Raw genomic sequence first — 7,310 nt, forward strand, 5'->3', positions numbered from 1 at the left:
CATCTCGATGGCAGAAACTCGGGCGTGTTCAGGTGGTCCCCTTCACCGGCGCGGTCTCGGCCGGTCGCCCGATGCGGACCCCGGCGTAAACTTTGTGAATGGATTCCACGCTCGCGGTAGCGATTGTCGGGATCGTAGGGACCTTGGCCGCCACGATTCTCACGCAATGGATGATCGGCCGCCGGAACCGACCAGGACCGTGGTCTGCTCGGCCAACGTTTCCGGGAGGTAAAAGAATGGGAACTTCCTCGCCGTTGAGACGTCCCCGGGCGGCACTGGAAACGGTAGAGCTTGACCAGCATTGACGCGAATAGTGACTCATGACACGCCGGGGTCGGAAACATCGCCGCGCTCCGGTAAATCCAATGTTCATCATCATCGTCGGCGGGCGGTTCATCAGATCGGCAAACGGCAGGTGAAGAGCTTGACAATGAGATGGTGGGGTACGTTGACCGCGGTCCGCGCCGCCGGATCTTCATCATGGCAGACATTGTTTCAAATTCGGATCTTGCGCCATCCGAAAACTCGCGCCGTTTGTGGAGGGGGGCGTGGCCGCGAGAGTAGATTGGCGCGGCGGTGCCGATTGGAGCGCTGGTCGTCGAGCCCTGGAAGCAAGGTAACTGGAGCATGACCTCACTTCGTATGGTGCCTTCTTTTTCGAGTCGGCCGCGGGCGGCCGGATGATGGCGGCGGCGCGGCACGCGAGCCGGCCGACCCTCGAGGATTTGGCCAGCCACGCGGGAGTGTCCCGGGCGACGGCGTCACGGGTCGTGAACGGCTCGGTGAAGGTCACCGCCGAGATGCGGGAGGCCGTGCTGCGAGCCATCGACGACCTGGGGTACGTGCCCAACCCGGCGGCACGCAGCCTCGTCACACAGCGGTCGGACTCGTACGCTCTCGTGCTGACCGAATCAGCCGACCGGACCTTCTCCGACAGCACCTTCTTCCCGACCCTGGTCCAAGGCGTGAGCCAGGAGTTGGACGCCGCGGGCAAGGAGCTGACACTGGAAGTCATGAATTCGCGGCACAGCGTCGAGCGCGTCCGCCGCCGCGCCGCAGCGGGACACGTCGACGGCGTGGTGGTGGCCTCCGCGTCGGGCGCCGACCCGGTGATTCGTACGTTGGCCGGCACCGGTGTGCCGGTGGTGACCAACGGGCGTCCGAGCGGCGGCAGGCCCGTCCCTTATGTCGACGCCGCTAACGCGGACGGTGCGCGGCTCGCCGTGCGCCGACTGGTGGAGTCGGGCCGGCAGCGGGTGGCCACCATCGCGGGCTCTCCGCGCAGCGCCGGCGGCGTCGACCGGCTGGCCGGCTACCGCGTCGAGGTGACCGGCAGCGGGCGCGAGCCCATCGTGGCGCTCGGTGACTTCAGCCGGGAGTCGGGCGCGGCGGCGATGTTCCAGCTTCTCGCCGACGCCCCGGACGTCGACGCGGTCTTCGTGGCGTCCGACCTGATGGCCAACGGCGCCCTGCAGGCCCTGCGGCGTAGCGGCCGGCGGGTGCCCGACGACGTCGCGGTCATCGGCTTCGACGACACGGCAGCCGCCTGGTACGCCGAGCCCGCGCTCACCACGGTGCGCCAGCCCATCCGGGACATCGGCCGTACGATGGCCCGGCAAGTGCTCCGCCTGGCCGGCGGCGACACCATCGAGCCGTCCGTCGTCCTCGAAACGGAGCTGGTGGTCCGCGAGTCGGCCTGACGCCGACGCTACGCAGCCGATGCCCGTCCAGCCGTCGCCGCCATCCGGGAACGACCGACCGGCGAAGTGGTGGCCGTCGTGGTCGTCGTCGTGACCGCGGCGACCACGATTTGGGGGCTGACCCGAAGCGGCGGAACCCGTCCGGAGGAGCCGGTACTGGACCCGACGGTGAAGAAGGCACCGTTCCAGGGCTCGCTGCGGAAGTGGACCTCGGTGACCGCACGGCCCGGCCGTCGAGTTGTTCGGCGCCGAGTCCTCGTTCGGCCGGCCCGACTTCCTCCTCGACGTCACGTGGCCAAGGGGCGCCTGAGCAAACTCGAGGTGCGGTCACGCACGCCGACGCGGACGAGCCCGGGCCTCCTCTGGCGTCCTAGCCGAGCCCGTCGATGAGTTGGGCGAACCGGTTGTCGATTCGCGCCTGGTGGCCGTACGCGGCGTCGAGGACAGCATGTGGGTTTGATGCTGCGTCTGGGTCAAGCCGGCTCGTTGCGCAGTGGTACACAGACAGCCGGCTCGAAGAAGTGAGTACCCAGACCGACCGCGCGGCCAGGCTGACCACAGTGGACAAGCTGCGGGCGGCCCACCATGCGGGTGTCGACGTGTTCTGCGGCCACGATCCCGTCGAACGAGGGACGGACGAGCACGCGTGTGGAGCCACCGCCGACGGCTCGATGCGCCGCACCGCCCTTCACACCGGTTGCGGTGCCGTGACGCGGTCGATCCGGAGGAGGGCGTCAAACCAGTCGGCGGGGCCGGCGCCGGACATGTGGTAGGCGGAGTCGGCGAGCGGGTCGTATGCGGGACCGATCGCCCGCATGCGGGCGGGCGTGTGCAGCCACCGCCGCACGGCAGGGGGCGCGTCGGCGCGGAGGTCGACAAGGTACGGGTCGGGTGAGTCGAGGGTGAACGCCGCGTCGGCGAACGACGCGGATGGCGGCGGCACGGTGTACTGGGCCGGCGGAAAGCCGGTACGGATGACGCCGGTCCGGAAACCGGCACCGACCGGGAGGTATCCGTGCCCGTACCGGGTCCGGAGCAGGCCGCCGGCGGTGTGCTGGGTGGCGGCGGGGAACGGCGGGTAGGAGATGGTCAGCGGCCGTCCGACGGCGATGTGGACATTGGACGCCCAGTAGGCGATCCGGTTACCGGTGTGCCGCCGCCAGAACGCCACCGTCTGCGCCATAGCGCGGTCGCGGATCGCGACCTCGCCGCTTGCGTGGTACTCGTAGAAGCCGAGGATGGCCCGGGAGTGCTGCAGCGCCAGGGCGGCTGCGCGGTCGCCCGGCAGGTCCGCGACGAGGTGCAGCGCTCGGCGGGCGTGGTCGAGGAATGGTTGCTTGTCCGGCTGGCTCCGGTAGTACGCGATGTGCGCGGTGATGTCGTCCGGCGGTCGGATCACGGCGTAGTGCCGGCCGAGTTCCGCGAGTCGTCCGGGTGCGTACCGCCTCACGTGCTCCGTGACCGCGTCGTAGGCCAGGGCGCGGACGGCGACCACGTCGGCGCCGAGGAAGGCGACCGGGTCGTTCGGATGCGCCACGTTGAAGGCGCGCATCCAGCGGATCAGATCCAGCATCTCGACGGTGCGCCACGGCAGGCCGGCGTCGGGCAGAAGGGCGCGCGGATCCCCGTCACCGTGCCGCACATAGCGGTCGATCTGGATGCCCATGGTCCAGTCCTCCTCCAGCGCGATCGCGCGGAAGCCGCGTTTCTCGACGAGATGGCGGACCAGGTCGTGGTTGAGCACCAGATGCTCGTGGGCGCCGTTGGTCGACTCGCCGAGGCCGACGACGACGGCGTTCCGCAGCATGGCGTCGATGGATCGGCCGGTGACCGGGCGGGCGTTGCGCTCGATCCACGCGGAGACCTGCCGGTCGGCCGGAACGGCGGCGCCGGCCGCGCCGGTCCAGGCCCCGGTGAGGGCGCCGGCGGTGGCGGCGGTGGCCCGCAGGACTGTGCGTCGTGAGGGGGTTGGCATGGGTCACTCCTTGATGGTGGTTGCGGCGGCGGCGGCGTACTGCCAGGCGCGGTCCTGGAGGTGTGGATCGCGGAGCCGGTCAGGCAGCGTTTGCGCGGTGCCGTTGCTTTCGTAGAACCGGCCGGTGCCGTCGGGCGTCAGCGCGAGCCGGGTCGGTGTCCGGGCTGCTTTCTCCGGCGACGCCCGGCGTTGGACGGCGCGGACCAGCGGCCAGATCCACCGCCACGCGGGGACGGCCCGGGGCGTGAGCGCCTGAACGCCGGGTGTCCACGCCATCCCCGGGTTGACCGCGTTGACGGTGACCGTGCCGTCGAGTTGCCGGGCCAGGCTCATGGTGGCGAGGAGGCTCAGTAGTTTGGCGTGGGCGTACGCGGCGACGGCCGTGTACCGGGCCGGGGCGGCGAACGGGTCGCCGCGGTGCATGCCGAAGGCGCTGGAGACCACCTGGACCACCCGCGACCGCGGGGACAGGAGGGGCAGCAGGGCCCGGGTCAACGCGATCGGACCGAGGTAGTTGAGCGCGAGCGTCGCCTCGTGCCCTTCGCGGGTGACGGTCCGCTGTGCGAACGCTCCACCACCGACGTTGTTCACCAGGACGTCGACGGATGCGACCCGTTCGCCGATCCGGTAGGCCAGGTCGAGGTTGCCCGCGATGGTCGAGTGGTCGGCCGGCAGGAACGTGACGTCGAGGTCGGTGGCGGTGGCCTGCCCGCGGGTGCGGTCGCGGCCGGTGACGAGAACGCTCGCTCCGGCGTCGCGGAGTTTGGCCGTTATCTCCCGCCCGATGCCGCCGGTGCCGCCGGTGACGAGGGCGATCACGCCGTCCTCACGGCGGCCGGATCGGCGGTGCGCGGACGGGTGGTGGGTAGGAGCAGGCTCACCGCGACCAGCCAGGCGATGCCGCCGAAGCGGGCGACCGGCAGGGTCGGCGCGGCGTCGAGGGTCAGCAGGGTGAGTGTGGAGAGCTCGGCGATCACCGCGAGGACCAGGCCGGTGACAGCGGCCGGCCGCCGGATGCGCAGCAGCAGCATCGGCACGCTGACGCCGGCCAGCAGCAGCCCGAAGAACGCGATATGTCCGGGTCCGCCGGTGGCGAAGGTCAGGTCGCGCAGCACGGTGGCGAGGGCATCGTCGGCGGGACCGCGTGCGGCGACCCACCCGACAAGACCGGACAGCGCCAGGAACGCCGATGCGAGGAGGCCACCGGCGAGGGCGATCGCCGACCCGGGCGCCGTCGTTCCCAGCACCTGAAGGCGCCGGAAGGCGACCGCGGCCCAGATCGCAAGCGACACCGCGGCGCCGAGAGTCAGGAACGCCGACACACGCATGGAGGTGGCGTGCTCCTGCACATAGGTGAGCACATCGGCCGCCGGTGCGGTCGGCCGGGGAACGCCCGCGGCCATGGCGATTGACGCGATGGTCAGGACGGTGAACGCGGCGCCGGGGACGATCAGCGGCGGGCCGGATCGGGACGTGGACATGGCTTCTCCTTCATGCACGGATGTATACCATATACAGATGTACATCATCTTTGCAATGGTACGATTCGGTCGTGCCTGAAGTCGGGAACAGCGAACGGAGCTGGGGCGGAGCGAGCTTTCTGCTCGCCCAGGTCGGCGCGCACGCCGCCGCGCGGTTCAAGGAGCGCATCGCCGAACTGGACCTCGCCGCGCCCCAGGCGGGGCTGCTGCGGATGATTGCCGTGACCCCCGGACTCAGCCAGCAGGCTTACGCCACCCGGCTGGGCACACCACCCAGCCGGTTCGTCACTCTCGTCGACGGCCTCGAGGCCCGCGGCCTGGTCGAGCGCCGCCGCGGAGAGCCCGACCGTCGCCTGTACGCGTTGCACCTCACCGAGGCCGGTCAGCAGATGATGCGCCGGATCGGCGCCGTCGGGCGGGCCCACGAGAACGCGCTGTGCGAGGCACTCAACGACACCGAGCGGGCCCAACTCCGTGACCTGCTTGCCCGCATCGCGGAGCAACAGGAGCTCACCGCCGGCGTCCACCCCGGCTACCGTCCACGGTCGTGATCGGGCGAGCGTGGTGACCAGCCCGGTCGCGCATCACGTGGCGGTGCTGGCGTGCAGGCGGCCGACGACCTGCTCGTGGAGCACGGCATCGCCCGGCTGACCGTCGAGGCGATCGCGCAACGGGCCGGCGTCGCCAAGCAGACCATCTACCGCTGGTGGCCCTCGAAGACCGACCTACAGCTCGACGCGTTCCTCACCGATGCCGCCGAAGAACTCACCCCGGCCTCCGACGCCGGGATTGTCGGTGGCGCGGATGGTGCCGTCGTGCCGGTCGACGATCTTTTTGCAGATGGCCAGTCCGTGTCCGCTGTAGCGGCGGCGGTGGGCGGTGGACCGGTGGAAGCTGTCGAACACGTGCGGCTGTCGGGCGTGGGGATGCCGATGCCCAGAACACCCAACGCCGGACGATCACAACGCCACCGTACCGACCACCACAACACCCAGGCTGCTGTTCACTGTCTGCCAGTGGGCTGGCCGAAGCCAGCGGCACGACGGCCGGTCCTACTGCCTAGCCACGGTCGCGGGCCCGCACGCCCCAAGAGGGACGGCACGGGAGATGGACGACCCAGGATGATGGGCCGATGATCCATTCGTTCCATCTCGCACTGCTTTCGCCGTCCTTGACGTTGCGTACACTGCGTCGCGGGCCGCGGGCGGGCGGGTTGCGGCACGCCGAATGTCTCGCGCTCATGCGGCTGGGCTCCCCGGCGGTGTCGCTGGAGCGGATGCAGCTGCGGCGGCTTGCCATGTTCGCCGAATGGGAGGACGAGTCAGCGCTGGAGCGATTCCTCGCCGACGACGGTCTGGGGCGGCGGCTCTCGGACGGCTGGCATGTGCGGTTGCAGTACCTGCGGCGCTACGGCGAGGTCGCCGCCCTCGCCGGCCTTCCGGTTCGTGCGGGCGGGTGGGACCCGGAGGAGCCGATCGTGGCCGTCACGCTCGCCCGGCTCAAGCTTCCTGAGCTTCCCCGGTTCCTGAAATGGGGGCGGCCGGTCGAACGTCTGGTCGCGAGCCACCCGGGCACCACATTCGCCACCGCCGCGATCCGCCCGCCCCGCACCTTCTCGACCTTCACGATCTGGCGCAGTGTTCGCGCGATGACCGACATGGTCCACGGCCGCAGCGCCGTCGCGCAGGCCCACACACACGCCGTTGCCATGGCTGAACAGCACCGCCGGGACTTTCACCACGAGTCCGCCTTCATGCGGTTCCGCCCGTTGTCCGAACACGGAACCTGGGAGGGACGGCGTCTTCTTCCCTAATACGAGAACCACGACTGGCGAACCGCCGTGTTCCTGACAGTCCCCGGGTGCCGCCGTCAGGCCGCCAAGGACGCGCCGATCCCGCCGCCGATGACCGCGATGATGTAGCCGATGCCCAGCCATATCCCTGGTGCCGCCGGGGCCAGACCCAGCAACCCACCACGGCGAGGACCAGGCCGAGCAAGGCACCGTAGAACGGCGCCCACTCCATCAGTCGAAGGGCAGCCGGCTGACACGGTGAACGGTCATCCTCCGGACAAGATCATCCTGGTATCAGGGCCTCCACTGCTCCCGGGGTGGCTCAGGGCGCCTCCTGTGGATGCCGGCCCGACCCCAGTCGG

Annotated in this window: 7 protein-coding genes; 4 read left to right on the forward strand and 3 right to left on the reverse strand. The window is 70.2% G+C overall.

Annotated elements, in window-relative coordinates; all coding sequences use genetic code 11:
* The first annotated feature begins 683 nt into the window (after nucleotides 1-683).
* Entirely contained in the window at nucleotides 684-1,700 is a 1,017-nt protein-coding gene (locus Vau01_RS53430; RefSeq protein WP_204009296.1) for a LacI family DNA-binding transcriptional regulator, read from the forward strand.
* Between the two features lie 688 nt (nucleotides 1,701-2,388).
* On the opposite strand, the gene Vau01_RS53435 is transcribed toward Vau01_RS53430, so the two are convergent.
* Genes Vau01_RS53435 through Vau01_RS53445 form a run of 3 tightly spaced genes read right to left on the reverse strand, consistent with a single transcriptional unit; the run spans nucleotide 2,389 to nucleotide 5,156 of the window.
* Nucleotides 2,389-3,675 carry an erythromycin esterase family protein gene (locus Vau01_RS53435; RefSeq protein WP_204009290.1) on the reverse strand — a complete coding sequence of 429 codons (1,287 nt, stop codon included), beginning with the start codon at nucleotides 3,673-3,675 and terminating at the stop codon, nucleotides 2,389-2,391.
* Nucleotides 3,676-3,678: 3 nt separating this feature from the next.
* Nucleotides 3,679-4,494 carry an SDR family NAD(P)-dependent oxidoreductase gene (locus tag Vau01_RS53440; protein WP_204009291.1) on the reverse strand — a complete coding sequence of 272 codons (816 nt, stop codon included), beginning with the start codon at nucleotides 4,492-4,494 and terminating at the stop codon, nucleotides 3,679-3,681.
* The gene (locus Vau01_RS53445; RefSeq protein ID WP_204009292.1) at nucleotides 4,491-5,156 is read right to left on the reverse strand and encodes a DUF4386 domain-containing protein; all 666 of its coding nucleotides are present in this window, start codon (nucleotides 5,154-5,156) and stop codon (nucleotides 4,491-4,493) included. The genes Vau01_RS53440 and Vau01_RS53445 overlap by 4 nt, the downstream gene beginning before the upstream one ends.
* Before the next feature lie 71 nt (nucleotides 5,157-5,227).
* On the opposite strand from Vau01_RS53445, the gene Vau01_RS53450 reads away from it, so the two are divergent.
* The 3 genes from Vau01_RS53450 to Vau01_RS53465 are packed head-to-tail and all read left to right on the forward strand — an operon-like array spanning nucleotide 5,228 to nucleotide 6,969.
* Entirely contained in the window at nucleotides 5,228-5,707 is a 480-nt protein-coding gene (locus Vau01_RS53450) for a MarR family winged helix-turn-helix transcriptional regulator (RefSeq protein ID WP_204009293.1), read from the forward strand.
* A 51-nt stretch (nucleotides 5,708-5,758) separates the two neighbouring features.
* On the forward strand, nucleotides 5,759-6,292 hold the full coding sequence (locus Vau01_RS65735) for a TetR/AcrR family transcriptional regulator (RefSeq protein ID WP_444546058.1): 534 nt from the start codon (nucleotides 5,759-5,761) through the stop codon (nucleotides 6,290-6,292).
* Nucleotides 6,289-6,969 carry a hypothetical protein gene (locus Vau01_RS53465; RefSeq protein ID WP_239152722.1) on the forward strand — a complete coding sequence of 227 codons (681 nt, stop codon included), beginning with the start codon at nucleotides 6,289-6,291 and terminating at the stop codon, nucleotides 6,967-6,969. Before Vau01_RS65735 ends, Vau01_RS53465 begins: the two co-directional genes overlap by 4 nt.
* Nucleotides 6,970-7,310 lie beyond the last annotated feature (341 nt).

This window comes from Virgisporangium aurantiacum, assembly GCF_016863635.1.
Taxonomy (GTDB): Bacteria; Actinomycetota; Actinomycetes; order Mycobacteriales; family Micromonosporaceae; genus Virgisporangium; species Virgisporangium aurantiacum.